The 24097-nt window shown below is 57.2% G+C and carries 25 protein-coding genes; 12 read left to right on the forward strand and 13 right to left on the reverse strand.

The genetic code is table 11. The features are described 5' to 3' along the window. Positions 1 to 129 precede the first annotated feature (129 nt). The 4 genes from sitD to sitA are packed head-to-tail and all read right to left on the reverse strand — an operon-like array spanning position 130 to position 3561. A complete protein-coding gene (gene sitD, locus OGV79_RS11535) occupies positions 130 to 978 on the reverse strand; it encodes an iron/manganese ABC transporter permease subunit SitD (protein WP_058668012.1) in 849 nt (282 codons plus the stop codon). Beyond that, a complete protein-coding gene (gene sitC / locus OGV79_RS11540; RefSeq protein ID WP_012134848.1) occupies positions 969 to 1829 on the reverse strand; it encodes an iron/manganese ABC transporter permease subunit SitC in 861 nt (286 codons plus the stop codon). The genes sitD and sitC overlap by 10 nt, the downstream gene beginning before the upstream one ends. After that, positions 1826 to 2647 carry an iron/manganese ABC transporter ATP-binding protein SitB gene (gene sitB / locus OGV79_RS11545; RefSeq protein ID WP_058668011.1) on the reverse strand — a complete coding sequence of 274 codons (822 nt, stop codon included), beginning with the start codon at positions 2645 to 2647 and terminating at the stop codon, positions 1826 to 1828. Before sitB ends, sitC begins: the two co-directional genes overlap by 4 nt. Continuing rightward, positions 2644 to 3561 (reverse strand): iron/manganese ABC transporter substrate-binding protein SitA, encoded by a 918-nt coding sequence (sitA, locus tag OGV79_RS11550; RefSeq protein WP_286468408.1) that lies wholly within the window; start codon positions 3559 to 3561, stop codon positions 2644 to 2646. The genes sitB and sitA overlap by 4 nt, the downstream gene beginning before the upstream one ends. A gap of 187 nt (positions 3562 to 3748) precedes the next feature. On the opposite strand from sitA, the gene OGV79_RS11555 reads away from it, so the two are divergent. Next, the gene (locus OGV79_RS11555; protein ID WP_024130896.1) at positions 3749 to 4093 is read left to right on the forward strand and encodes a nitrous oxide-stimulated promoter family protein; all 345 of its coding nucleotides are present in this window, start codon (positions 3749 to 3751) and stop codon (positions 4091 to 4093) included. A 76-nt stretch (positions 4094 to 4169) separates the two neighbouring features. Here OGV79_RS11555 and OGV79_RS11560 read toward each other — a convergent pair whose 3' ends face one another. The 7 genes from OGV79_RS11560 to hypA form a co-directional block, all read right to left on the reverse strand. After that, positions 4170 to 4598: a TOBE domain-containing protein gene (locus OGV79_RS11560; RefSeq protein WP_012134844.1), complete on the reverse strand. Its 429-nt coding sequence runs from the start codon at positions 4596 to 4598 to the stop codon at positions 4170 to 4172. A gap of 44 nt (positions 4599 to 4642) precedes the next feature. Then, entirely contained in the window at positions 4643 to 6721 is a 2079-nt protein-coding gene (gene flhA, locus OGV79_RS11565) for a formate hydrogenlyase transcriptional activator FlhA (protein ID WP_286468415.1), read from the reverse strand. A gap of 475 nt (positions 6722 to 7196) precedes the next feature. Then, positions 7197 to 8207 carry a hydrogenase expression/formation protein HypE gene (gene hypE / locus OGV79_RS11570; RefSeq protein WP_012134842.1) on the reverse strand — a complete coding sequence of 337 codons (1011 nt, stop codon included), beginning with the start codon at positions 8205 to 8207 and terminating at the stop codon, positions 7197 to 7199. Further along, the gene (gene hypD, locus OGV79_RS11575; RefSeq protein WP_012134841.1) at positions 8204 to 9325 is read right to left on the reverse strand and encodes a hydrogenase formation protein HypD; all 1122 of its coding nucleotides are present in this window, start codon (positions 9323 to 9325) and stop codon (positions 8204 to 8206) included. The genes hypE and hypD overlap by 4 nt, the downstream gene beginning before the upstream one ends. Further along, on the reverse strand, positions 9325 to 9597 hold the full coding sequence (gene hypC / locus OGV79_RS11580; RefSeq protein ID WP_047461662.1) for a hydrogenase 3 maturation protein HypC: 273 nt from the start codon (positions 9595 to 9597) through the stop codon (positions 9325 to 9327). Before hypC ends, hypD begins: the two co-directional genes overlap by 1 nt. Continuing rightward, the gene (gene hypB / locus OGV79_RS11585) at positions 9588 to 10460 is read right to left on the reverse strand and encodes a hydrogenase nickel incorporation protein HypB (RefSeq protein ID WP_012134839.1); all 873 of its coding nucleotides are present in this window, start codon (positions 10458 to 10460) and stop codon (positions 9588 to 9590) included. The genes hypC and hypB overlap by 10 nt, the downstream gene beginning before the upstream one ends. A gap of 103 nt (positions 10461 to 10563) precedes the next feature. Continuing rightward, entirely contained in the window at positions 10564 to 10935 is a 372-nt protein-coding gene (gene hypA, locus OGV79_RS11590) for a hydrogenase maturation nickel metallochaperone HypA (RefSeq protein ID WP_024130894.1), read from the reverse strand. A gap of 209 nt (positions 10936 to 11144) precedes the next feature. Between hypA and hycA the strand changes: the two genes are divergently transcribed. From hycA to hycI, 9 genes are all read left to right on the forward strand, one after another. Further along, positions 11145 to 11606: a formate hydrogenlyase regulator HycA gene (hycA, locus tag OGV79_RS11595; RefSeq protein WP_012134837.1), complete on the forward strand. Its 462-nt coding sequence runs from the start codon at positions 11145 to 11147 to the stop codon at positions 11604 to 11606. A gap of 146 nt (positions 11607 to 11752) precedes the next feature. Beyond that, entirely contained in the window at positions 11753 to 12364 is a 612-nt protein-coding gene (gene hycB / locus OGV79_RS11600) for a formate hydrogenlyase subunit HycB (RefSeq protein WP_047461668.1), read from the forward strand. Continuing rightward, positions 12361 to 14187 (forward strand): formate hydrogenlyase subunit 3, encoded by a 1827-nt coding sequence (gene hycC / locus OGV79_RS11605; RefSeq protein ID WP_286468423.1) that lies wholly within the window; start codon positions 12361 to 12363, stop codon positions 14185 to 14187. The genes hycB and hycC overlap by 4 nt, the downstream gene beginning before the upstream one ends. Positions 14188 to 14189: 2 nt before the next feature. After that, on the forward strand, positions 14190 to 15113 hold the full coding sequence (locus OGV79_RS11610; RefSeq protein ID WP_012134833.1) for a respiratory chain complex I subunit 1 family protein: 924 nt from the start codon (positions 14190 to 14192) through the stop codon (positions 15111 to 15113). 17 nt (positions 15114 to 15130) lie between these two features. Continuing rightward, positions 15131 to 16840, forward strand: a complete 1710-nt coding sequence (gene hycE / locus OGV79_RS11615; RefSeq protein ID WP_012134832.1) for a formate hydrogenlyase subunit HycE — start codon at positions 15131 to 15133, stop codon at positions 16838 to 16840. Positions 16841 to 16849: 9 nt separating this feature from the next. Further along, the gene (locus OGV79_RS11620; protein ID WP_012134831.1) at positions 16850 to 17392 is read left to right on the forward strand and encodes a formate hydrogenlyase complex iron-sulfur subunit; all 543 of its coding nucleotides are present in this window, start codon (positions 16850 to 16852) and stop codon (positions 17390 to 17392) included. Next, complete coding sequence (hycG, locus tag OGV79_RS11625) at positions 17392 to 18159, forward strand: formate hydrogenlyase subunit HycG (protein ID WP_286468430.1); 768 nt, start codon at positions 17392 to 17394, stop codon at positions 18157 to 18159. The genes OGV79_RS11620 and hycG overlap by 1 nt, the downstream gene beginning before the upstream one ends. Next, complete coding sequence (locus OGV79_RS11630) at positions 18156 to 18566, forward strand: formate hydrogenlyase maturation HycH family protein (protein ID WP_012134829.1); 411 nt, start codon at positions 18156 to 18158, stop codon at positions 18564 to 18566. The genes hycG and OGV79_RS11630 overlap by 4 nt, the downstream gene beginning before the upstream one ends. Beyond that, entirely contained in the window at positions 18559 to 19014 is a 456-nt protein-coding gene (gene hycI / locus OGV79_RS11635; RefSeq protein ID WP_275165511.1) for a hydrogenase maturation peptidase HycI, read from the forward strand. The genes OGV79_RS11630 and hycI overlap by 8 nt, the downstream gene beginning before the upstream one ends. Positions 19015 to 19096: 82 nt before the next feature. On the opposite strand, the gene OGV79_RS11640 is transcribed toward hycI, so the two are convergent. Both OGV79_RS11640 and ascF read right to left on the reverse strand, forming a co-directional pair. After that, positions 19097 to 20521, reverse strand: a complete 1425-nt coding sequence (locus OGV79_RS11640) for a 6-phospho-beta-glucosidase (protein ID WP_286458422.1) — start codon at positions 20519 to 20521, stop codon at positions 19097 to 19099. A 22-nt stretch (positions 20522 to 20543) separates the two neighbouring features. Next, complete coding sequence (ascF, locus tag OGV79_RS11645; RefSeq protein ID WP_071257935.1) at positions 20544 to 21998, reverse strand: PTS cellobiose/arbutin/salicin transporter subunit IIBC; 1455 nt, start codon at positions 21996 to 21998, stop codon at positions 20544 to 20546. 264 nt (positions 21999 to 22262) lie between these two features. On the opposite strand from ascF, the gene OGV79_RS11650 reads away from it, so the two are divergent. Together OGV79_RS11650 and hydN are read left to right on the forward strand one after the other, a co-directional pair. After that, the gene (locus OGV79_RS11650) at positions 22263 to 23276 is read left to right on the forward strand and encodes a LacI family DNA-binding transcriptional regulator (RefSeq protein ID WP_200024146.1); all 1014 of its coding nucleotides are present in this window, start codon (positions 22263 to 22265) and stop codon (positions 23274 to 23276) included. A gap of 154 nt (positions 23277 to 23430) precedes the next feature. Beyond that, positions 23431 to 23976 carry an electron transport protein HydN gene (hydN, locus tag OGV79_RS11655; protein WP_024130889.1) on the forward strand — a complete coding sequence of 182 codons (546 nt, stop codon included), beginning with the start codon at positions 23431 to 23433 and terminating at the stop codon, positions 23974 to 23976. Positions 23977 to 24097 lie beyond the last annotated feature (121 nt).

A 24097-nucleotide genomic window follows, 5' to 3' on the forward strand; every position in this document is an offset into this window, starting at 1 on the left:
TGATTTTAAATGGATTGCGATGCTTTTTCTTTTCGTTGTTATCACATAAGGGGCACATGATAACGGAGATACGCATTTCAGGGAAAGCAGCGATGGACGACTTATCGATCCTTATTCCGTTTCTGATTTTTATAACTGCTGTTTGAGCCGCATTTCGGAACGCCGCTCCCGCAACGTAGCGTAAATAAATGCCACGATGAAGATCGCAGTGAACAATACTACGATGGTTGGCGCAGGGGCGCTGTCGAGGAAAAACGACAGATAAACGCCGAGAAAAGAGGTGACGACCGACAGCGTGACCGCCAGCATCAGCGCGCGGGCAAAACGCCGCGTCAGCAAAATCGCAATCGCGCCAGGGGCGATTAACAGCGAGATGGAAAGAATAATCCCCACCGATTTCAGCGTTGCGACGATGGTCAACGCGATCATGCACAACAGGCCATAATGCAGCAGGGAGGTATTAAGGCCGCTGGCTTTTGCCTGGTGCGGATCGAAGGCATGCAGTAAAAAATCTTTCCATTTCAGCCCGATAATCAGCGCGATACCCAGCGCAATCAGCGCCGTTTGCAGAATGTCGCTGATGGACACGCCCAGCATATCGCCGAACAGAATATGATCCAGATGGACTTCAGACTGGATAGAAACGTACAGCACCAGTCCTGCGCCAAACATTCCTGAGAAGACGATTCCCATGATGGTATCGCGCTTAATGCGGCTGTTATCGTCGAGATAGCCGGTGGCAACCGCGCAGAACAGCCCGGCAATAAACGCGCCGATGGCCAGCGGAATACCGGCGATATAGGCCAGCACAATGCCGGGGAACACGGCGTGACTCATGGCGTCGCCCATTAACGCCCAGCCTTTCAGCACCAGAAACACCGACAATAACGCGCAGGGGATCGCCACAATTGCCGAGACCATGAGCGCGTTGATCATAAAATCAAACTGGAAGGGTTCCAGTAAGGCGGTTAAGCGCATGGGGTCTCCTTATTCAGGCGCGCACGACGGCGGTTGGCAAGCAGGCCGTGTTTCGGAGCGAAGATAAACGCCAGCAGAAACAATAGCGTTTGCAGGACGACGATGATCCCGCCGGTCGCACCATCCAGCCAGTAGCTGAGCCAGGCGCCGAAAAAGCTGGTCAGGCTGCCGATGGCGACGGCGATGGTTAACAGGCGTGGAAAACGATCGGTCAGCAGCCAGGCGGTGGCGCCAGGCGTGACCACCAGACAGATCACCAGAAAAGCGCCGACGGTTTGCAGCGCGGCGACGGTGGAGACCGACAGCAACGTGAAAAACAGCAGCTTCAGCCGGGCGGGGTTAAGCCCAATCGATCGCGCATGGTTTTCGTCGAAAAAAGTCACCATCAGATCTTTCCATTTCAGCAGCAAAATCACCAGAGAGACCGTACCGATGATCGCCAGTTGCAGAATATCTTCCGGCGCAATAGCCAGCACGTTGCCGAGGATAATGGTCTGGATGTTGACCGACATCGGATTGAGCGAAACCATAAACAGCCCGATGCCAAAGAAAGAGGAGAAGATAAGACCGATAATCGCGTCTTCCTTCAGGCGTGAACGCTGGTTGAGAAAAAGCATGCTGCCCGCCGCCAGGCCGCCGGAGAGAAACGCGCCGAGAGAGAAGGGCAGCCCCAGCATATACGCGCCCGCCACGCCGGGGACGATGGAGTGGGAAAGCGCGTCGCCAATCAGCGACCAGCCTTTAAGCATCAGATAGCAGGAGAGAAAGGCGCACAGACCGCCGACCATTGCCGAGACCCACATGGCGTTGAGCATATACTGGTAGCCGAACGGTTCCACAAGCCAGTTCATGATGATTCACCTCCGCCTGCCGCGCGCCGTGAGATAAAGGGACGCTCGTCGTCGGTGATGATATGCTCCTCGCCGCCGCTCAGCGCCACATGACGCAATACGCCGCTGAACGCCAGTTCGAGGTTTTCAGCGGTGAAAGTGGTTTCCGTCGGGCCGCTCGCCAGCACGGTGCCTTTGATCATCACCGTGTAATCGCAAAACTCCGTTACCGAGCCGAGGTTATGCGTTGAAACCAGCATGGTGCGGCCTTCATCGCGCAGCTCGCGCAACAGGGCAATAATGCGGGCTTCGGTTTTCACGTCAACGCCGGTAAAAGGCTCATCCAGAAGAATAACCTGCCCGTCCTGGGCGATGGCTCTGGCCAGAAAGACGCGTTTTTTCTGCCCGCCGGAAAGCTCGCCAATCTGCCGATAGCGATATTCCAGCATGTCCACCCGCGCCAGCGCGGCGTCCACGCTCTCACGATCGCGCGCGCTGGGGCGGCGCAGCCACCCCATATGGCCGTAGCGCCCCATCATCACCACATCTTCCACCAGTACCGGAAACGACCAGTCCACCTCTTCAGATTGCGGGACATAGGCGATCAGATTCTGTTTCAACGCTTTGTTGACGGGCTGTTGCAGGATGGCGATTTCTCCCTTCGCCAGTCGGACAAACCCCATCAATGCTTTAAACAGCGTCGATTTCCCTGAACCGTTGACGCCAACCAGCGCGGCAATCGAGCCGCCAGGCACCTGAAACGTCGTGTCCCGCAGGGCAGTGTGACCATTGCGATACGTCACCGTGACGCGATCAACGGTAATCGCAGATTGACTCATTTCTGGCTCCTCAGCCCGTCAGTGATGCCGCTGACGATGGTTTCAGTTGTGACGCGCAGCAGATCCAGATACGTCGGCACCGGACCGTCGGCAGCGCTCAGAGAATCAACATATAGCACACCACCGTAGTGCGCGCCGGATTCACGCGCGACCTGACGGGCTGGTTTATCGGAAACGGTACTTTCGCTGAACACCGCCGGGATGTGATGTTCCCTGATCGCGTCGATCACTTTGCGTACCTGTTTAGGCGTGCCTTGCTGATCGGCGTTGATCGGCCAGAGGTACAGCTCTTTCAGGTCGTTATCGCGCGCCAGATAGGAAAATGCGCCTTCACTGGTCACCAGCCAGCGCTTGTCGGCAGGAATCTTCGCCAGCGCGTCGCGTAGTGGATCGAGCGTCTGGCGGATTTGGGCTTTATAGTTTTCGGCGTTTTTCTGGTACGTCGCGGCGTTATCTGGATCGTATTTCGCCAGCGCATCGCGAATGTTATCCACGTAAATCAGCGCATTTTCCGCCGACATCCAGGCGTGCGGGTTGGGTTTGCCGTTATACGGCCCTTCGGTAATGCCCATCGGCTTCACGCCGTTGGATACCGTAACTTCCGGCACGCCGGATAAGTGCTGGTAGAACCGGGCGAACCACAGCTCCAGGTTCAGGCCGTTAGAGAGGATCAGCTGCGCGCCCTGCGCCCGCTTAATGTCGCCGGGCGTCGGCTGATACTCGTGGATCTCCGCGCCAGGCTTCGTGATTGAACTAACGTCCGCCGCATCGCCCGCTACGTTTTTCGCCATGTCGGCGATGACGGTAAACGTTGTGATGACCTTAAATTTATCTTTTGCATAAGCAGGCGACAGCGCAAGCATCGCCAGCGCGCTGGCAAGGAGAATGGATTTCAGACGGAGCAAGTGCGGCATAGTATCCCTCATCATAATGCGGTTAATTATTCATCGAATATAGCCTTTGCTATGTTATATAGCACAAGGTATAGATAAATGAAAATAATTCTTATTTACGTAGGGCGCTAAGGATGTGTCACCTTAGGGTGATAGTCCTGAGAGAATATAAGGTGTATTATTTATGCAACTTATTTGTGGAGGCATCATGTCCGGTAAGCGTATTGCTCGTGAAAAACTGACGATTAAAAAAATGATCGCGCTGTACGAGAGCCAGTGCCCGCAGGCCTCAAACGAGCAAGGCCATTACGATGCGCTGTTTGCCTATGCGCAAAAGCGGCTGGATAAGTGCGTGTTTGGCGAGGAAAAACCGGCCTGTAAGCAGTGTCCGGTACACTGTTATCAGCCCGCGAAGCGTGAGGAGATGAAGCAGATCATGCGTTGGGCAGGCCCAAGAATGCTCTGGCGCCATCCGATTTTGACCATCCGTCACCTTATTGATGACAAACGCCCCGTCCCGGAATTGCCGGAAAAGTATCAGCGCAAGAAATAAATGTGTCTTGCCGGATGGCGGGAGTTAATCGCAGTTGCGTAGGCCCGATAAGCGTTAGCGCCATCGGGCAACACCATTACGCTTTGGTCGCAATCAGAATCGCTGACGCCTTAATCAGCGCAATAACGCGACTGCCCTGCGCCAGTTTCATCTCTTCCTGACTCTCATTGGTGACAACGGCCACAATCTCAAAACCAGCGTCGGTTTTGATGTGTACAGTCGCGTTGACTGCGCCTTCCGTCACCTGAGATACGCTACCGGCAAACTGGTTGCGGGCGGAGAACTTCAGGCCGCAATCTTCGCTTGCCAGAGTAACCCAGGGGGCTTTAATCAAAGCAATGGCGTCTTTTCCGTTTGTCAGACCCAGCGCCTGCTGGCTGCTGTGAGTGACAATCGCCACCAGTTTTGCACCGCCCGCCAGCGTCAGTTCAACTTCATCATTCACCGCACCCGTTGCGACTGCGCTAACCGTACCGGTCAGTTGATTACGTGCTGATACCGCCATACTGCCTCCTTTCGTTGAGATATCTGCCAGTATAGCCAGAGATGCTATACCAATGCATCTTTATCAATGCCTAATCGTTTCATGCGAGAGAGCAGGGTGGTGCGCTTCAGCCCCAGACGCTGCGCGGCGCCTTTTGGCCCCGCCACCACGCCATTTGTCTCTTTCAACACGCGCATAATGAGCTGAAATTCATCCTCGCCCTCCTGGGCGACTTCGGTGGCGACCGGCGGCGCGCCCGGCGTGAGCATTCCCATGTCCGGCAGCGAGAGTTGCAGCACGTTGCCCCGCGTCAGCAGAACGGCGCGCTCGACGACGTTTTCCAGCTCGCGGACGTTCCCCGACCACTCCATATTGCTCAGCGTGCGTAGCGTTTCGGCAGGAATACTGTTGATGTTGCGCCCCATCCGGCGGGCGATTTTAAAGGTGAAGGCTTTGACCAGCAGCGGAATGTCCTCCGGGCGCTCGCGCAGCGGCGGGAGCTGGATCGGAAAGACGTTCAGACGGTAATAGAGATCGTTGCGGAACTCACGATCGGCCACCATTTTTTTCAGATCGCGGTTGGTGGCGGCGATCAGCCTGACGTCCGTCTGGATCAGTTTATTGCTGCCCAGACGTTCAAATTCCTGCTCCTGGAGCACACGCAGCAGTTTCGGCTGTAGCTCCAGCGGCATGTCGCCCACTTCATCAAGAAACAGCGAGCTTTTATCCGCCAGCTCAAAGCGGCCAATACGCTGCGCGCTGGCGCCGGTAAAGGCACCGCGCTCGTGACCAAACAGATCGCTTTCCAGCAGCCCGGCGGGCATCGCCGCGCAATTCATCTTCACCATTCGCCGTGCGTTACGCCCGCTCAGATTATGAATCGCCCTGGCGATCAGCTCTTTACCGGTTCCTGTTTCACCGAGGATCAGGACGGTGCTGTCGCTTTGCGCCACCATCTCCACCTGCTTGAGCACGTTGTACATGGCTTCGCTGCGACCGATTATCTCGCCAAATTCGCTATCCACGTTATTGAGCTGCTCGGTAAGCGCCAGGTTCTCGTCGACCAGACGCTCTTTCAGCCGGTGAATCTCCTGATAGGCGAGGGCGTTGTCCACGGCAATCGCCACGCGTTCGGCAATCTGGCGCAGCAGTTTGAGGTTGGCGGTGGTAAACACTTTCTCTTCGCATTGCGCCAGCTTCAGCACGCCGAGCATTGTATTGCCGGACATCAGCGGCAGCAGACACAGGGTCTGTATCTGGTTGCCCCAGGTGTCGAACAGCATGCGTTCGTATGGCGCAAGCGTATCCCGCTCGTTCAGGTTAATCAGCAGCATCTCTTTGCTTTTGAAAACCCGTTCAGAGAGCGTTCCCGCTTCGTCCACTTCGCTTTGTTCATGCGCGGGATTATGTTCATCCAGATAATGCGTGGAATAGATGCTCAGCTTGTTTTTGCGGGCGCTGTGCAGGACGATGCTAATGGCATCGATATTAAAGTAGTGGTGGATCTCTTTCGCGACTTCGCTCACCAATTCGTCGATGTCCAGCCGTGAAAGCACGGCATTGGTGATCGCCACCAGAATGCGGAAGTTGTCGCGCTCACGGCACAGGAGATCGTAGTCAACGTTATTGCTGACCCGACACTGAATTTGCTCAGCGACCACTGCGACAATCTGGGTGAAGGTTTGCAGACGTTCGTACTCTTTCTCGCTCCACGGCTGGTCGTTTTGGCGGATGAATTCGCAGCCGCCAAAAATGCGCCCTTCAGCGGCCAGCGGCAGCAAACAGTAGTGGCCAAATTCACCGTACAGCCCGTTTGTCGCCAGTTGCGGCCAGGTTTCGCTGAATTCGTGATGATTGCAGTGCAGCGCATCGGGGCGCGAGAGAATGCGCCGAACCGGGCCGTGTGCCAGCACGGTTTCGTCTTCATACGCGACAGGTTTACCATTTTCGCGAGTTGCATAATAACGCGCGCGTTGTGTCTGTGGCTGCCATAACACAATAGCTGCGCTGTCGGCCAGCGCTGAGCGCTTGACCAGTTGCGAAAGCGCTTCACTGAGCGACGCCAGGTCGGGCTGCTGCAATAATGTACGAGTGATGTCGAACAAACCTTGTTGTCCGAGATCGCTCATCGGTGTATACGACATGTTGCTTTTCCAGAAAAGCACCGCGATGCAGTGCGAAAACGGTAAATAAATTATAGATATAGGTAATATATTTTGGGTATCACCGCAGGCCTGTCCATCCGTAGGCCTGATAAGCGCAGCGCCATCAGGCGCCTTTGCCGGATGGCGGCGTAAACGCCTTATCCGGCCTACAAACTGCATTGAACCGCAGGCCTGATAAGCGCAGCGCCATCAGGCACCTTTGCCGGATGGCGGCGTAAACGCCTTATCCGACCTACAAACTACATTGAACCGCAGGCCTGATAAGCACAGCGCCATCAGGCGCTTTTGCCGGATGGCGGCGTAAACGCCTTATCCGGCCGACAAACTGCGTTGAACCGCAGGCCTGATAAGCGCAGCGCCATCAGGCGCCTTTGCCGGATGGCGGCGTAAACGCCTTATCCGGCCGACAAACTGCGTTGAACCGTAGGCCTGATAAGCATAGCGCCATCAGGCGCTAGCATATACGCGGCAACGGTTCGGCGTGGGGTAAATCAAGGGTACGTTTCACGCCATACAGACCGGCCAGGCGAACGCCTCTGCGTTCAACCACCTCGCCGATCGGCGTCGCATCGCGGCCCAGCGGGTGCGCGCGCAGCGCGTCAAGCACAGCGTCTGCGGCCTGGCGCTCAACGGCGATCACCAGTTTGCCTTCATTGGCAAAGTTAAGCGCATCCAGCCCCAGCAGTTCGCAGACGCCGCGCACCGCCGGTTTGACCGGCAGCGCGGATTCAGATAACTCAATACCGAAGCCGCAGGCGGCGGCAAACTCATGGGCGACAGCATTCACGCCGCCGCGCGTCGCATCGCGTAAGGCTTTCACGCCTGGAATATCGCGCAGCGGCTGAATAAGCGGGGTTAATACCGCGCAGTCGCTGACCAGCTCGCCATCCAGCCCCAATTGTTCACGCAAATTGAGGATCGTTGCGCCATGATCGCCGAGCGTGCCGCTGACCAGCAGCACATCTCCCACGCTTAATGTCTGCGCCCCCCAGTGAATATTGGCGGGAATCGCCCCCATTCCGGCGGTGTTGATGAACAGCTTATCCGCCGCGCCGCGCTGAACGACTTTGGTATCACCGGTCACAATGGCGATACCGGCTTCGCGCGCGGTTGCCGCCATGCTGTTCACCACGCTTTTCAGCGTCTCCATCGGCAGACCTTCTTCGAGGATAAAGCCGCAGGAGAGATAACGCGGGATCGCGCCGCTGACCGCCACGTCGTTGGCCGTGCCGCAAATCGCCAGTTTGCCGATATTGCCGCCGGGGAAAAACAGCGGGTCAATAACATAGCTGTCGGTGGAGAAGGCCAGGCGATCGCCTTCCGCCGCCAGTTGCGCCAGTTCAAGACGCGCCTGATCTTCCTGCTCAGCCAGCCACGGGTTGGCAAAAGCTTCCATAAACAGGCTGTTAATCAGCTGCTGCATGGCCAGACCGCCGCTGCCGTGGGCAAGTTGTACGCTGTTCATGCTTCACACTCCTGCTGACGATATTGATACCAGGCGGCGCATGCCCCCTCGGAGGAGACCATTAACGCGCCGAACGCCGTCTGCGGGTTACAGGTCGTGCCAAACAACGGGCACTGGTGCGGTTTGCACTTGCCGGTGAGCACTTCTCCGCAGCGCGCACGCGGATCGTCGCACACCTGTTGCGGCGCCGGGCGGAAGTGCGCTTCGGCGTCAAACCGCTGGTAGTCTGGCGTCAGGTGGACACCAGACGATTCAATCACGCCCAGCCCGCGCCATTCGCTGTCGCCGTTGACGCAAAACACCTCGGCGATAGCCTGTTGCGCCAGTAGATTACCGGCATCCGGCACCACGCGACGGTACTGGTTCTCAACCTGGCTATGGGAGGCTATTTTCTGCTCAACCAGCATGACGACGCCTTGCAGTAGATCAAGCGGTTCGAATCCCGCCACCACCAGAGGACGATGGAAATCCGTCGCGATGAAGCTATAGGCGTCGGTGCCGATCACCATGCTGACGTGACCCGGCGCGAGAAACGCGTCAATTCCGTTATCCGGCTGCTCCAGCAGGCTGCGCAGCGTTGGAATAAGCGTGATGTGCTGGCAGAAAAAGTAAAAGTTCTGCACGTTGCGAAGCTTCGCCTGTTGCAGCGTGATGGCGGTGGTCGGCATGGTGGTTTCAAATCCCAGACCGAAGAAAACGACTTTGCGCGTTGGGTTTTCCTGCGCCAGTTTCAGGGCATCCATTGGCGAATAAACAATGCGGATATCTGCGCCACGGGCTTTGGCCTGCAATAGCGAACCCTGTTTCCCCGGTACGCGTATGGCATCGCCAAAGGTGCAGAAAATCACCTCAGGATGGCTGGCGATCTCCACGCAGCTGTCAATTCTGCCCATCGGCAGCACGCACACCGGGCAGCCGGGGCCGTGGATAAACTCCACGTTGTCGGGCAGCAACTGGTCGAGGCCGAACTTGAAGATGGCGTGCGTATGACCGCCGCACACTTCCATAATGCGCAGCGGACGTTCGGCGGTATAAGGGAGATGCGCGGCACGTTCACGCAGGTGATCAATCAACTGCATCACCTGTTCCGGTGCGCGATATTCGTCAACAAAACGCATTATTTTTCCTCGCCATACAACAAAGCGCCGACGTCCGGTTCGACATCAAACATGTTTTGCAGCGCGTCGAGGGTGTCGCGCGCTTCCGCTTCGTTAATCACACTCATGGCAAAACCAACGTGAACCAGCACCCACTGGCCCAGACGCGGCTCACCGCTCTCATCGCAACTGCCAACCAGCGTCAGGTCGACATCGCGCTGGATGCCGCAGACATCGACTTTCGCCTGATTTCCGTCAATGGAGCGAATTTGCCCCGGAACGCCTATGCACATCGCTGTGCCTCCAGCCAGTTCAGCCACCGATCCATCCCTTCGCCGCTGGTGGCGGAGATGAGGATGATCTCAATGTCAGGATTGACTTCCCGGGCGCTGGCGATGCACTTCTCAACGTCAAAATTGAGGTACGGCAGCAGATCGACTTTGTTCAGGAGCATGAGCGAAGCGGCGGCGAACATATGCGGGTATTTCAGCGGCTTGTCTTCGCCTTCCGTAACGGAAAGCACCGCCACTTTATGGCGCTCGCCGAGGTCAAAGCTGGCCGGGCAGACAAGGTTGCCGACGTTTTCGATAAACAGAATACCGTTGTCGGCCAGCGGCAGACGCGGAGCGGCATCGGCAATCATTTGCGCATCAAGATGGCAGCCTTTGCCGGTGTTGACCTGAATAGCGGGCGTACCGGTCGCGCGGATGCGGGCGGCGTCGTTGACCGTTTGCTGGTCGCCTTCAATCACCGCGCACGGCACGCTGTCTTTTAACTTCATCAGCGTTTCGGTCAGCAGGGTGGTTTTACCGGAACCGGGGCTGGAGACAAGGTTGAGCACCAGATGCTGGCGGGCGGCGAAGCGGGCGCGGTTGCGCTCGGCCAGACGGTTGTTTTTGTCCAGCACGTCAATTTCGACTTCCAGCATCCGGCGCTGGCTCATACCCGGCGCATGGGTTCCCGCTTCACCGTGACCGTAGTGCAGATCGCCTTCTGCGGTCTGGCTCGGGGTAAAGGCGGATGTCTTCACGCCGGTGATGTTCAGCGCCGGGCGAGCCGCCGGGGCAAAAGGCGCGCTACGAAACGCCGAATGGGGATTATGCTCATCTCCCTCTATATAAAGGTTGCCTTCACCGCAACCGCATGTCGTACACATTGCTCACTCCTGATCTCTATCTTGCGGTAAATCTATTGCCGGATGGCGGCTTTGCTTTATGCAGCCTACAACTCAGGCCATTCCTGTCGGCCGGATAAGACGCTCAGGCGTCGCTATCCGGCGTTGGATTACTGTCTATTTCAATTCGGCGAATCTGCAATCCGTCATCGGCCACAATGCGTAGCGTGTCGCTCTGGCATTGCGGACAACGGCGCACGCGCTGCGTCAGTAACGTGACGTACTGCTGACAAGACTCGCACCAGCATTCGGCTTCTTGTTCTTCGAGGTGGAGTTTACAACCTTCCGCCAGGGTGCCACGGCATACCAGATCAAAACAAAAGGCGAGAGCGCTGGTTTCTACGCAAGAAAATGCGCCAATTTTGAGCCAGACCCCAGTTACCCGTTTTGCACCGTGCGCTGCGGCCTGTTGTTCAATTAATTCCAGTGCCCGTTGGCAGAGAGTTATTTCGTGCATATCGCCTCCCGAATTCATTGCCCTGAATAAGCAATAAATATGCCAGTTATTTTTCCCTTGCTTGTGACAATGACGACGATGACGAAATGACATGTCGTCACAGCGTCGAACGTGATAGCTGTTTTTGTATCATCATGAAAAATAAAGGTTTAAAAACTGGCATGGAAAATGCTTAAGGCTGGCTATCTCTGCTAACCGGGTAACCTGACATGACTATTTGGGAAATAAGCGAAAAGGCTGATTACATCGCGCAGCGGCATCATCGCCTGCTGGACCAGTGGCGAATCTACTGCAACTCACTGGTTCAGGGGATCACCTTATCAAAAGCGCGTCTGCATCACGCCATGAGCTGTGCGCCGGACAAAGATCTGTGCTTTGTGCTTTTCGAGCACTTCACGATTTACGTCACCCTGGCGGACGGTTTTAACAGCCACACCATCGAGTATTACGTCGAAACCAAAGACGGTGAAGATAAGCAGTTGATTGCACAAGCGCAATTGACCATTGACGGCCTCGTTGATGAGAAGGTCAGTAACCGCGATCGCGAGCAGGTGCTGGAGCACTATCTCGAAAAAATCGCCAGCGTTTACGACAGCCTGTACACCGCCGTGGAAAACAATCGCCCGGTGAATTTACGTCAACTGGTAAAGGGAAATAGCCCGGCGGCATAAGCACGAGGCGCTGCCCGTTGTTACTCGCGGCGTGCGCTTCACGCTGCATATGAATGTTTGAGGGGATGGGAATGTCGATAAGTGTCGAAAATGACATTTTTCAGACATGTTTTCGTCAAAAATGACTATCACCTGAGGAATGCCTGGTGAATCGTTTTGTAATTGCTGACTCCACGCTCTGTATTGGCTGCCACACCTGTGAAGCAGCCTGTTCAGAGACGCATCGCCAGCACGGCCTGCAATCAATGCCGCGGCTGAAAGTGATGCTCAATGAAAAAGAATCCGCGCCGCAGTTGTGTCACCACTGTGAAGATGCGCCCTGTGCCGTGGTGTGCCCGGTAAACGCCATCAATCGGGTAGACGGCGCCGTACAGTTGAATGAAAGCCTGTGCGTAAGCTGCAAGCTGTGTGGCATTGCCTGCCCGTTCGGCGCGATTGAATTTTCCGGCAGCCGTCCGCTGCATATTCCGGCGAATGCCAATTCACCGAAAGCCCCGCCGGCGCCTCCCGCGCCGGCACGCGTCAGTACGCTGCTGGACTGGGTGCCGGGCGTGCGCGCCATCGCGGTCAAATGCGATCTGTGCAGCTTCGACGAACAAGGCCCGGCCTGTGTGCGGATGTGTCCGACCAACGCGTTACACCTGGTGAATAACATGGATATCGCCCGCGCCAGCAAGCGCAAACGTGAGCTGACCTTCAACACCGATTTTGGCGATCTCACCTTGTTTCAGCAGGCGCAAAGTGGGGAGGCAAAATGAACGCAATTTCACTGATCAATAGCGGTGTGGCCTGGTTCGCGGCGGCGGCCGTACTGGCATTTCTGTTTTCCTTTCATAAAGCGCTGAGCGGCTGGGTCGCCGGTGTCGGCGGCGCGGTCGGCAGTCTGTATACCGCGGCGGCGGGTTTTTCCGTCCTGGTGAATGCGACAGCGGTCAGCGGCGTGATGCCGTTGATCGGTCATGGTTTACAAATCACCCCGCTGAACGCCATCTGGCTGATTACGCTGGGGCTGTGCGGGCTGTTCGTCAGCCTGTACAACATCGACTGGCATCGTCACCCACAGGTGTTAGCCAACGGGCTGCTGGTAAACCTGCTGATGGCGGCGGCAGTTTGCGCGGTCGTCGCCAGCAATCTCGGCACGCTGGTGGTGATGGCGGAAATCATGGCGCTGTGCGCGGTGTTTCTTACCGGTTGCAGCAAAGAGGGCAAACTGTGGTTTGCGCTGGGGCGTATCGGTACGCTGCTGCTGGCTGTCGCCTGCTGGCTGGTGTGGCAGCGTTACGGCACGCTGGAGCTGCGTCTGCTCGATCTGCGCGCCCAGGCGCTGCCGCTCGGTTCTGACATCTGGCTGCTCGGCGTAGTCGGTTTTGGTCTGCTGGCCGGGATTATCCCGCTGCACGGTTGGGTGCCGCAGGCGCATGCCAACGCCAGCGCGCCGGCGGCGGCCCTGTTCTCTACCGTGGTGATGAAAATGGGTCTGCTGGGCATTCTCTCTTTATCGCTGATTGGCGGCAATGCGCCGCTGTGGTGGGGCGTTCTGCTGCTGGTGCTCGGCATGATCACCGCGTTTGTCGGCGGTCTGTATGCGCTGATGGAACATAACATTCAGCGTCTGCTGGCGTACCACACTCTGGAAAACATCGGCATTATCCTGCTCGGTCTGGGCGCGGGCGTCACCGGTATTGCCCTTAATCAACCGGCGCTGATTGCGCTCGGCCTGACCGGTGGTCTCTATCATCTGGTCAACCATAGCCTGTTCAAAAGCGTGCTGTTTTTGGGCGCGGGCAGCATTTGGTTTCGTACCGGGCACCGCGACATTGAAAAACTGGGCGGCATCGGCAAGCGTATGCCGGTGATTTCTGTCGCGATGTTGATTGGCCTGATGGCGATGGCCGCGCTGCCGCCGCTGAACGGGTTTGCCGGTGAGTGGGTTATCTATCAGTCCTTCTTCAAGCTGGGCAACAGCGGCGCGTTCATTGGCCGTCTGTTAGGGCCGCTGCTGGCCGTTGGGCTGGCGATTACCGGTGCGCTGGCGGTGATGTGTATGGCGAAAGTCTATGGCGTTACGTTCCTTGGCGCACCGCGTACCAAAGAGGCGGAAAACGCCTGCTGCGCGCCAATCCTGATGGGGGTGAGCGTCGTCGCGCTGGCCATTTGCTGCGTGCTGGGCGGCGTTGCCGCGCCGTGGCTGCTGCCGCTGATCTCCGCTGCCGTGCCTCTGCCGCTGGAGACGGCGAACACCACCGTTTCTCAGCCGATGATTACGCTGCTGCTGATCGCCTGTCCGCTGCTGCCGTTCATCATCATGGCGATTTTCAAAGGCAACCGTCTGCCGTCACGTTCACGCGGCGCGGCCTGGGTCTGTGGCTACGACCACGAGCAGTCGATGGTGATTACCGCCCACGGTTTCGCCATGCCGGTGAAAGAGGCCTTTGCCCCGGTACTCAAGTTGCGTAAATGGCTTAACCCGGTATCGCTGGTTCCGGGCTGGCAGAATGCGGCGGCACCGGTTCTGTTCCGCCGCCTGGCGCTGATTGAGCTGGCGGTGCTGGTGGTGATTGTGGTTTCACGAGGAGCCTGAGAATGAGTGTGTTATATCCGTTAATTCAGGCGCTGGTGTTATTCGCCGCAGCGCCGCTGCTGTCCGGTATTACCCGCGTGGCGCGTGCCCGGTTGCACAACCGTCGCGGGCCGGGCGTTTTGCAGGAGTATCGTGACCTGATCAAGCTGTTGGGGCGCCAGAGCGTTGCGCCTGCCGATTCCGGCTGGGTCTTTCGCCTGACGCCGTTTGTGATGGTCGGCGTCATGCTGACTATCGCGACCGCGCTGCCGGTGGTGACGGTTGGTTCACCGTTGCCGCAGTTGGGCGATCTGATCACCCTGATCTACCTCTTTGCGATCGCCCGCTTCTTCTTTTCTATTGCCGGTCTGGATACCGGGAGTCCGTTTACCGCGATCGGCGCAAGCCGCGAAGCGATGCTCGGCGTACTGGTGGAGCCAATCCTGCTGCTCGGCCTGTGGGTGGCGGCGCAGGTGGCCGGTTCCACGCACATCAGCAATATCACCGACACGATTTACCACTGGCCGGCAGCGCGCAGCATTCCGCTGATGCTGGCGCTGTGCGCCTGCGCGTTCGCCACCTTTATCGAGATGGGCAAACTGCCTTTCGATCTGGCGGAAGCGGAGCAGGAGTTGCAGGAAGGCCCGCTGACCGAATACAGCGGCAGCGGCTTCGCGGTGCTGAAGTGGGGCATCAGCCTGAAACAGCTGGTGGTGCTGCAAATGTTTGTCGGCGTATTCCTGCCGTGGGGACAGATGGAAACCTTCAGCGCGGGTGGGCTGCTGCTGGCGCTGGTGATTGCCATCGTCAAGCTGATCGCTGGCGTACTGGTGATTGCCCTGTTCGAAAACAGCATGGCGCGCCTGCGTTTTTGCGCCACTTCACGCGTGACCTGGGCCGGTTTTGGGTTTGCGTTTTTAGCATTCGTCTCCTTGCTGGTGGCGTGATTTAAGAGAGTTTGAGCATGTCTGAAGAAAAATTAGGTCAACAATACCTTGCGGCGCTGCACCAGGCTTTTCCGGGCGTGGTGCTGGACGAAGCCTGGCAGACCAAAGATCAGCTGACCCTCACCGTGAAGGTGAACTACCTGCCGGAAGTGGTGGAGTTTCTCTACTACAAACAGGGCGGATGGCTCTCGGTACTGTTTGGCAACGACGAACGCCAGCTGTGCGGCCACTATGCCGTTTACTACGTGTTGTCGATGGAGCAGGGGACGAAGTGCTGGATAACCGTGCGCGTTGAAGTCGATGCCAACAAACTGGAGTTTCCGTCCGTGACGCCGCGCGTGCCGGCTGCGGTGTGGGGCGAACGCGAAGTGCGCGACATGTATGGCCTGATCCCGGTCGGCCTGCCTGACGAACGCCGCCTGGTGCTGCCGGATGACTGGCCGGATGAACTCTATCCGCTGCGTAAAGACAGCATGGATTACCGTCAACGCCCGGCGCCGACCACCGATGCTGAAACCTACGAATTTATCAACGAGCTGGGTGACAAGAAAAACAACGTGGTGCCGATCGGCCCGCTGCACGTCACCTCTGATGAACCGGGTCACTTCCGCCTGTTTGTTGACGGCGAAAACATTATCGACGCCGATTACCGCCTGTTCTACGTCCATCGCGGCATGGAGAAACTGGCGGAAACCCGCATGGGTTACAACGAAGTCACCTTCCTGTCGGACCGCGTGTGCGGCATTTGCGGCTTTGCTCACAGCACCGCCTATACCACCTCCGTCGAGAATGCGATGGGCATCGTGGTGCCGGAACGCGCGCAGATGATCCGTGCCATTCTGCTGGAGGTGGAGCGTCTGCATTCGCACCTGCTGAACCTCGGCCTGGCCTGCCACTTTACCGGTTTTGACTCCGGCTTTATGCAGTTCTTCCGCGTGCGTGAAACGTCGATGAAGATGGCGGAGATCCTTACCGGGGCGCGTAAAACCTACGGTCTGAACCTGATCGGCGGGATTCGTCGCGATCTGCTGAAAGAGGACATGATCCAGACCCGTCAACTGGCGCAGCAGATGCGCCGCGAGGTGCAGGAACTGGTGGATATGCTGCTCAGCACGCCGAACATGGAGCAGCGCACCGTCGGCATTGGGCGCCTCGACCCGGAAATCGCCCGCGACTTCAGTAACGTAGGGCCGATGGTGCGCGCCAGCGGTCACGCCCGCGATACCCGCGCCGATCACCCGTTTGTCGGTTACGGCCTGCTGCCGATGGAAGTGCATAGCGAGCAGGGCTGTGACGTCATCTCCCGTCTGAAAGTGCGCATCAACGAAGTGTACACCGCGCTGAACATGATCGATTTCGGCCTGGACAACCTGCCGGGCGGCCCGCTGATGGTGGAAGGCTTTACCTATATTCCACACCGTTTTGCGCTGGGCTTTGCCGAAGCGCCGCGCGGGGATGACATCCACTGGAGCATGACCGGCGACAACCAGAAGCTGTACCGCTGGCGCTGCCGTGCGGCGACCTACGCCAACTGGCCGACCCTGCGCTATATGCTGCGCGGTAACACGGTCTCCGACGCGCCTCTGATCATCGGTAGCCTCGACCCTTGCTACTCCTGTACCGACCGCATGACCGTGGTGGATGTGCGTAAGAAGAAGAGCAAAGTCGTGCCGTACAAAGAACTTGAGCGCTACAGCATTGAGCGTAAAAACTCGCCGCTGAAATAAGGAATCGCCATGTTTACCTTTATCAAAAAAGTTATCAAAACCGGCGCGCCGACGTCGTCGTATCCGCTGGAGCCGATTGCGGTCGATAAAAACTTCCGTGGCAAACCGGAGCATAACCCGCAGCAGTGCATTGGCTGCGCAGCCTGCGTCAATGCCTGCCCGTCGAATGCGCTGACGGTTGAAACCTGCCTTGTTACCGGCGAGCTGGCCTGGCAGTTCAACCTCGGGCGCTGCATCTTTTGCGCCCGCTGTGAAGAAGTGTGCCCGACGGCGGCGATTAAACTCTCGCAGGAGTATGAGCTGGCGGTGTGGAAGAAAGCGGACTTTCTGCAACAGTCCCGCTTTACGCTGTGCAATTGCCGCGTGTGCAACCGTCCTTTCGCGGTGCAGAAAGAGATTGATTACGCCATCGCGCTGCTGAAACACAATGGCGACAGCCGCGCGGAGCATCACCGTGAAAGCTTTGAGACCTGCCCGGACTGCAAGCGTCAGAAATGCCTGGTGCCGTCCGACCGTATTGAACTGACTCGCCATATGAAAGAGGCCAGCTGATGAGCAATTTATTAGGCCCACGCGACGCCAACGGCATTCCGCTGCCGATGACGGTGGATGAATCCATCGCCAGCATGAAGGCGTCTTTGCTGAAAAACATTAAGCGTTCGGCGTATGTCTACCGCGTGGACTGCGGTGGCTGCAACGGCTGCGAAATCGAAATTTTTGCCACCCTTTCTCCGCTGTTTGACGCCGAACGTTTTGGCATCAAAGTCGTCCCGTCGCCGCGTCATGCGGATATTCTGCTGTTCACCGGGGCGGTGACGCGCGCGATGCGTTCTCCGGCGCTGCGCGCCTGGCAGTCCGCGCCGGACCCAAAAATCTGTATCTCTTACGGCGCCTGCGGCAACAGCGGCGGTATCTTCCACGACCTGTACTGCGTCTGGGGCGGCACCGACAAAATCGTACCGGTGGATGTCTACATTCCGGGCTGCCCGCCGACGCCTGCGGCAACGTTGTACGGTTTCGCGATGGCGCTGGGTTTGCTGGAACAGAAAATTCACGCCCGCGCGCCGGGTGAACTGGACGAGCAGGCGGCAGAGATTCCGCATCCCGATATGGTGCAGCCGCTGCGCGTGAAGGTGGATCGCGCGGCGCGTCGTCTGGCGGGTTATCGCTATGGCCGTCAGATCGCCGATGATTACCTGACCCAACTGGGGCAGGGTGAACATCAGGTGGCGCGCTGGCTGGAAGCGGAAAACGATCCGCGTCTGACCGAGATCGTCACTCACCTGAATCATGTGGTTGAAGAGGCGCGTATCCGATGAGTGAAACGGTGGTGTTCAGTCAATTGAGCCGTAAGTTTATTGATGAGAACGATGCGACGCCCGCCGAGGCGCAGCAGGTTGTCTATTACAGCCTGGCGATTGGCCACCACCTTGGGGTCATCGACTGCCTGGAAGCGGCGTTAACCTGCCCGTGGGAGGACTATCTGGCGTGGATTGCGACTCTGGAAGAGGGAAGCGAGGCCAGACGTAAAATGGAAGGCGTGCCGAAGTACGGCGAGATCGTCATCGATTTTAACCATGTGCAAATGCTGGCGCGCGCTTTCGACAGCGCGCTCGCTGCGCAAAACCCACAACAGCAGGCGTGGAGCAAGCTGATGCTGAGTATGCTCCACGATATTCATCAGGAAAGCGCCATCTATCTGATGGTGAGGAGACACCGTGACTGACGTTTTATTGTGCGTCGGCAACAGTATGATGGGCGATGACGGCGCCGGGCCACTGCTGGCCGAGATGTGCGCCGCGCAGCCTAAAGGCAACTGGGTTGTTATTGACGGCGGCAGCGCGCCGGAGAACGATATTGTCGCGATCCGCGAACTGCGCCCGGATCGTCTGCTGATTGTCGATGCGACCGACATGGGGCTGAATCCAGGCGAGATCCGCATCATCGACCCGGATGACATCGCCGAAATGTTTATGATGACCACCCACAATATGCCGTTGAATTACCTGGTGGATCAGCTGAAAGAGGACGTTGGTGACGTGATTTTCCTCGGCATCCAGCCGGATATCGTTGGCTTTTATTATCCGATGACGCAAGCGATTAAAGACGCGGTGGAAGTGGTTTATTCAAGGCTTGCAGAGTGGGCTGGCGACGGGGGATTTTCTCCGCTCTGAGCGGGTGCCCGGTGGCGCTACGCTTACCGGGCCTACGGTTTTGTAGGCCGGGTAAGGCGAAGCCGCCACCCGGCAAAACGGGCTACGCCAGATCTTCCCCGTTACTCGCAATCACTTTCTTGTACCACCAGAATGATTTTTTGCGGGTACGCGCCAGCGTGCCGTTGCCAGCGTCGTCACGGTCGACATACACAAATCCGTAGCGTTTGCTCATTTCGCCTGTCGAGGCGGACACCAGATCGATGCAGCCCCAGGTGGTGTAACCCATCAGCGGCACGCCGTCTTCAATGGCGTCGGCCATCGCCCGAATATGCTCACGCAGATAGCGGATGCGGTAATCATCATGGATCTCACCTTTCGCGTCCGGCTCATCTTTCGCGCCGAGGCCGTTTTCCACCAGAAATAGCGGCTTCTGGTAGCGGTCATACATCATATTCATAGTGATGCGCAGACCAAGCGGGTCAATCCCCCAGCCCCATTCGCTGACGTCAAGGTGCGGATTGCGCAGCGATTTCACCACGTTGGCGGCGTTGGTGTTATTAGCGTTCATCTCCGCTGAAGCGCAGCGTGACGCGTAGTAGCTAAACGAGACGAAATCGACGGTGTTCTTCAGGATAGCGTCGTCTTCCGGGGCTTTTTCAATCACCACGCCTTTCTCGCGAAAAACGCGGGCGGAATAGGTCGGGTAAGCGCCGCGCGCCTGCACATCAATAAAGAACAAGTTTTCGCGGTCTTTCTCCAGCGCGGTCCAGACGTCCTGCGGTTTACAGGAGTACGGATAAAAATTGCCCCCCGCCAGCATACAGCCGACCTGGTTTTGCGGGTTGACCTCATGGGCGATTTGGGTCGCCAGCGCGCTGGCAATCAGCTCGTGATGCGCGGCCTGATACTTCACCTGATCCTGATTTTCACCTTCCTCAAACACCAGGCCCGCGCCGGAGAATGGGCTGTGCAGCATGATGTTGATTTCGTTGAACGTCAGCCAGTATTTCACCAGACCGTCAAAGGCTTCAAAGCAGGTTCGCGCATAGCGGGTAAAGAACTCCACCATTTTGCGATTGCGCCAGGAGCCGTACTCCGTCACCAGGTGCATCGGCACATCGAAGTGGCACAGCGTGACCAGCGGCTCAATACCGTGCTTTTTACACTCTTCAAACACCGCGCGATAAAACGCGATGCCTTCTTCGTTCGGCGTCAGCTCATCGCCGTCAGGGTAGAGACGGCTCCAGGCGATCGAGGTGCGAAACACTGTAAAGCCCATCTCCGCCATCAGGGCGATATCGTCTTTATAGCGATGGTAAAAATCAATCGCGTCATGGCTAGGATAAAATTCGTCATCCCGCAGTTGAAAGCGTTTCTCCAGCCCCAGTTTGACCGGCATCCGGTGCTCGCCGTGCGGGATCATATCGACGGTGCTCAGCCCTTTGCCGCCTTCCCGGTATGCCCCTTCAGACTGGTTGGCGGCCAGTGCGCCGCCCCATAAAAATCCTTGCGGAAATACAGACATAGTCATCCTCAATATGCGCCAGTCAGATGCTGGCTTCTTTTGCAGTAGTCGGTTGCGCGGCCTGGTTTTTTCTTGCCTGCGCGGCTGCGTCTTCCACGGGGATATCTTCAAAGCCGAGGATCAGCGTCAGAACAAAAGAGAGCACCACGGCCAGCGCCATCACGCCAAACACCCAGGCGATGGTCATCGGGTTCGCCGGGTCGAAGAACTGGACGCTGGTGAACAGGCCCGGCGCCGCCATCGAGTGGCTGGCAAGCCCCGCCATACCTGCCACCGCGCCGCAGATAAAGCCGCTGATCAGGCTCGCAATCAGCGGACGCTTCAGACGTACCGCCACGCCGTACAGCGCTGGTTCGGAGATCCCCGCCATAATTGCGGAAGCAGCGGCGGCAAGCGCTGTCTGGCGCAGTTCCGGGTTTTTGGTTTTCCATGCGACGGCCAGAGAGGAACCGCCCAGCGACAGGTTAGCGCCAATTTCAGACGGCATGACCATGCCTTCTTTGCCGGTTTCAGCAATGGTCTGGATGATGGTTGGGGTAAAGACGCGGTGCATCCCGGTCATGACCAGCAGCGGCCACAGCGCGCCCATGATGGCGACGGAAAGCCAGCCCAGATAGCCGTGAATGGTGTAAACCAGCGCGGAGATGGCGCTACCGATCCAGATCCCGATTGGGCCGATTAAAACAATGGCGAGCGGGGCGGCGATCAGGACGATCAGCATTGGTTTCAGGAAGTTTTTCGTGACGGCCGGGGTAATGCGATCCACCCAGCGTTCGATGTATGAAAGACACCACGTCATCACCAGCGCCGGGATCACCGTGTAGGTGTATTTCACCGCCGTCACCGGGATCAGGGCAAATTCAACGTGTTCACCTTCGGCGGCTTTCGCCATCAGGTCGATAAAACTCGGGTGAACCAGCACGCCTGCGATGGCAATCGCCAGCGACATGTTCGTTTTGAACTTGATTGCCGCTGACGCCGCCACCATCAGCGGCAGGAAGAAGAACGCGCCGTCGCCAATCACCGTCAGGATGGTCAGCGTGGAGGCGCCTTTTTCCAGCAGCCCCGTCATTTCGAGGATCATGGCCAGCAGTTTCAGCATCGATCCGCCGATAATCGCCGGGATCAGCGGGGACATGGTGCCGATCAGCGCGTCAAGTATTCCCGCGCCGATGCGTTTAAAGGTGAGTTTAGGTTTGCCGACGGGCGCTGCGGGCTGCATATCAGTCGGCAGCAGACTGACGACTTCGCGATACGCCTGTGAAACGGTGTTGCCGATAATTACCTGACACTGGTTGTCGCTGCGAACCACGCCGAGAACGCCGCTGAGGGTTTTCAACGTCGCGCTGTCGACCTGCGCGTCATCTTTGAGAACGAAACGCAGACGCGTCATGCAGTGTGTCACGGCGGTGATGTTATCCACACCGCCCAGCGCCGTCACCACGGAGCGCGCCAGTGCCGCATAATTCTTAGACATCGGATTTTATCCTGTTTTATCAATAGGGTAGTTTTATCGTCTTACGCCTTTTCGCTAAAAAAACGTGGGCAATGAAACGCAAAATAGGAAACCGGTTCCACAAAATCATGAATAGTTTCACTGAGTGATACAAGATCACAATTCGATCATTTTTTATAATTGTGAGAAGGATCACTTGTTGTTTTGGGCGGTGATTTACCATCAAGGACAACAACGGTACGGTGAAGTACACTGCGTGTCATTGAGTGCTAATGGATGAGTAATATGACGACGATGCTGGAGGTGGCGAAGCGCGCCGGGGTGTCGAAAGCGACGGTTTCCCGGGTGCTTTCAGGTAACGGCTACGTCAGCCAGGAGACCAAAGACCGCGTGTTTCAGGCCATTGAAGAGAGCGGCTATCGACCCAATTTGTTAGCGCGCAGTCTGGCGGCGAAGAAAACGCAGACCCTCGGTCTGGTGGTGACGAACACCCTTTACCACGGCGTTTATTTTAGCGAGCTGCTGTTTCATACGGCGCGGATGGCAGAGGATAAGGGGCGTCAGCTTCTGCTCGCGGACGGCAAACACAGCGCGGAAGAAGAGCGTCAGGCGATTCAGTATCTGCTCGATCTGCGCTGCGACGCCATTATGATTTATCCCCGTTTTCTTAGTGTGGATGAGATTGACGACATTATCGACTCACACGCCCAGCCCATTATGGTGCTTAACCGTCGGCTGCGAAGAAACAGCAGCCACTGCGTTTATTGCGACCAGAAGCAGACCAGTTTTAACGCGGTGGAACAGTTGATCGCCGGGGGGCATCGCGAGATTGCGTTTATCACCGGCTCGATGGATTCCCCTACCGGCGTGGAGCGTCTCTCAGGGTATAAAGACGCATTGACGCGACACGGCATCGCTATCAATAACGAATTGATTGTCAACGGAAAGTGGACGCCCGCCAGCGGTGCTGAAGGGGTGGATACGCTTCTGGCGCGCAAGGTGAATTTTACCGCGCTGGTAGCCAGTAATGACGATATGGCGATTGGCGCCATCAAACAGTTACACGAGCGTGGCATGAGCGTGCCTGCGCAGACCTCGGTCATCGGATTCGACGACATCGCGATGGCGCCCTATACCATCCCGGCGCTTTCCAGCGTTAAAATTCCGGTCACGGAGATGATTCAGGAGACGATTGGACGTCTTATCTTCATGCTGGACGGCGGTGAATTTACGCCGCCAAAAACCTTTACCGGTGCGCTGATCCTGCGCGATTCGGCAGCGCCGCTGCCTGTCCGCTGATCCCGCTTTACATTGTCATTTGTCATCGTCATTCGTGACGATGACAGTGCCTGGTCACAACGTCATCATCAAATATCAAGCAATAACAATCAGTTAAAAACTGGCACGATTTATGAATGTTTCGGCACATAATCTGTCATTGCTGGAGAATTTGATGAACCGTTTCATCATTGCCGACGCCAATAAATGCATTGGTTGCCGTACCTGTGAAGTGGCCTGTGTGGTGTCTCATCAGGAAAACCAGGACTGCGCGTCGCTGACCCCTGAAACTTTCTTACCCCGCATCCATGTGATCAAAGGTGTAAATGTCTCCACGGCGACGCTGTGCCGCCAGTGTGAAGACGCGCCGTGCGCCAACGTCTGCCCGAACGGCGCCATCAGCCGTGATAAAGGTTTCGTACATGTGATGCAGGAGCGTTGCATTGGCTGTAAAACCTGCGTGGTCGCTTGCCCATACGGCGCGATGGAAGTGGTTGTGCGTCCGGTGATTCGCAACAGCGGCGCGGGCCTGAATGTCCGGGCGGAAAAAGCGGAGGCCAACAAATGCGACCTTTGCCACCACCGTGAGGCCGGCCCTGCCTGTATGGAAGCCTGTCCGACCCACGCGCTGATTTGCGTCGATCGCAACAAACTTGAACAACTGAGCGCGGAAAAACGTCGCCGTGCGGCGCTGGACTCCTCCGCGTCTTTGCTTTTCTGATTCCTGAAAAACCGCGTAAAATACGGTGGTATTCATGCCGGATGGCGGTCTTGCCTTATCCGGTCTACTGTTCGTATCCCCGTAGGCCTGATAAGCGTAGCGCCATCAGGCAAACCGGGAT

This window comes from Citrobacter sp. CK185 (assembly GCF_030333565.1).
GTDB lineage: Bacteria > Pseudomonadota > Gammaproteobacteria > Enterobacterales > Enterobacteriaceae > Citrobacter_B > Citrobacter_B koseri.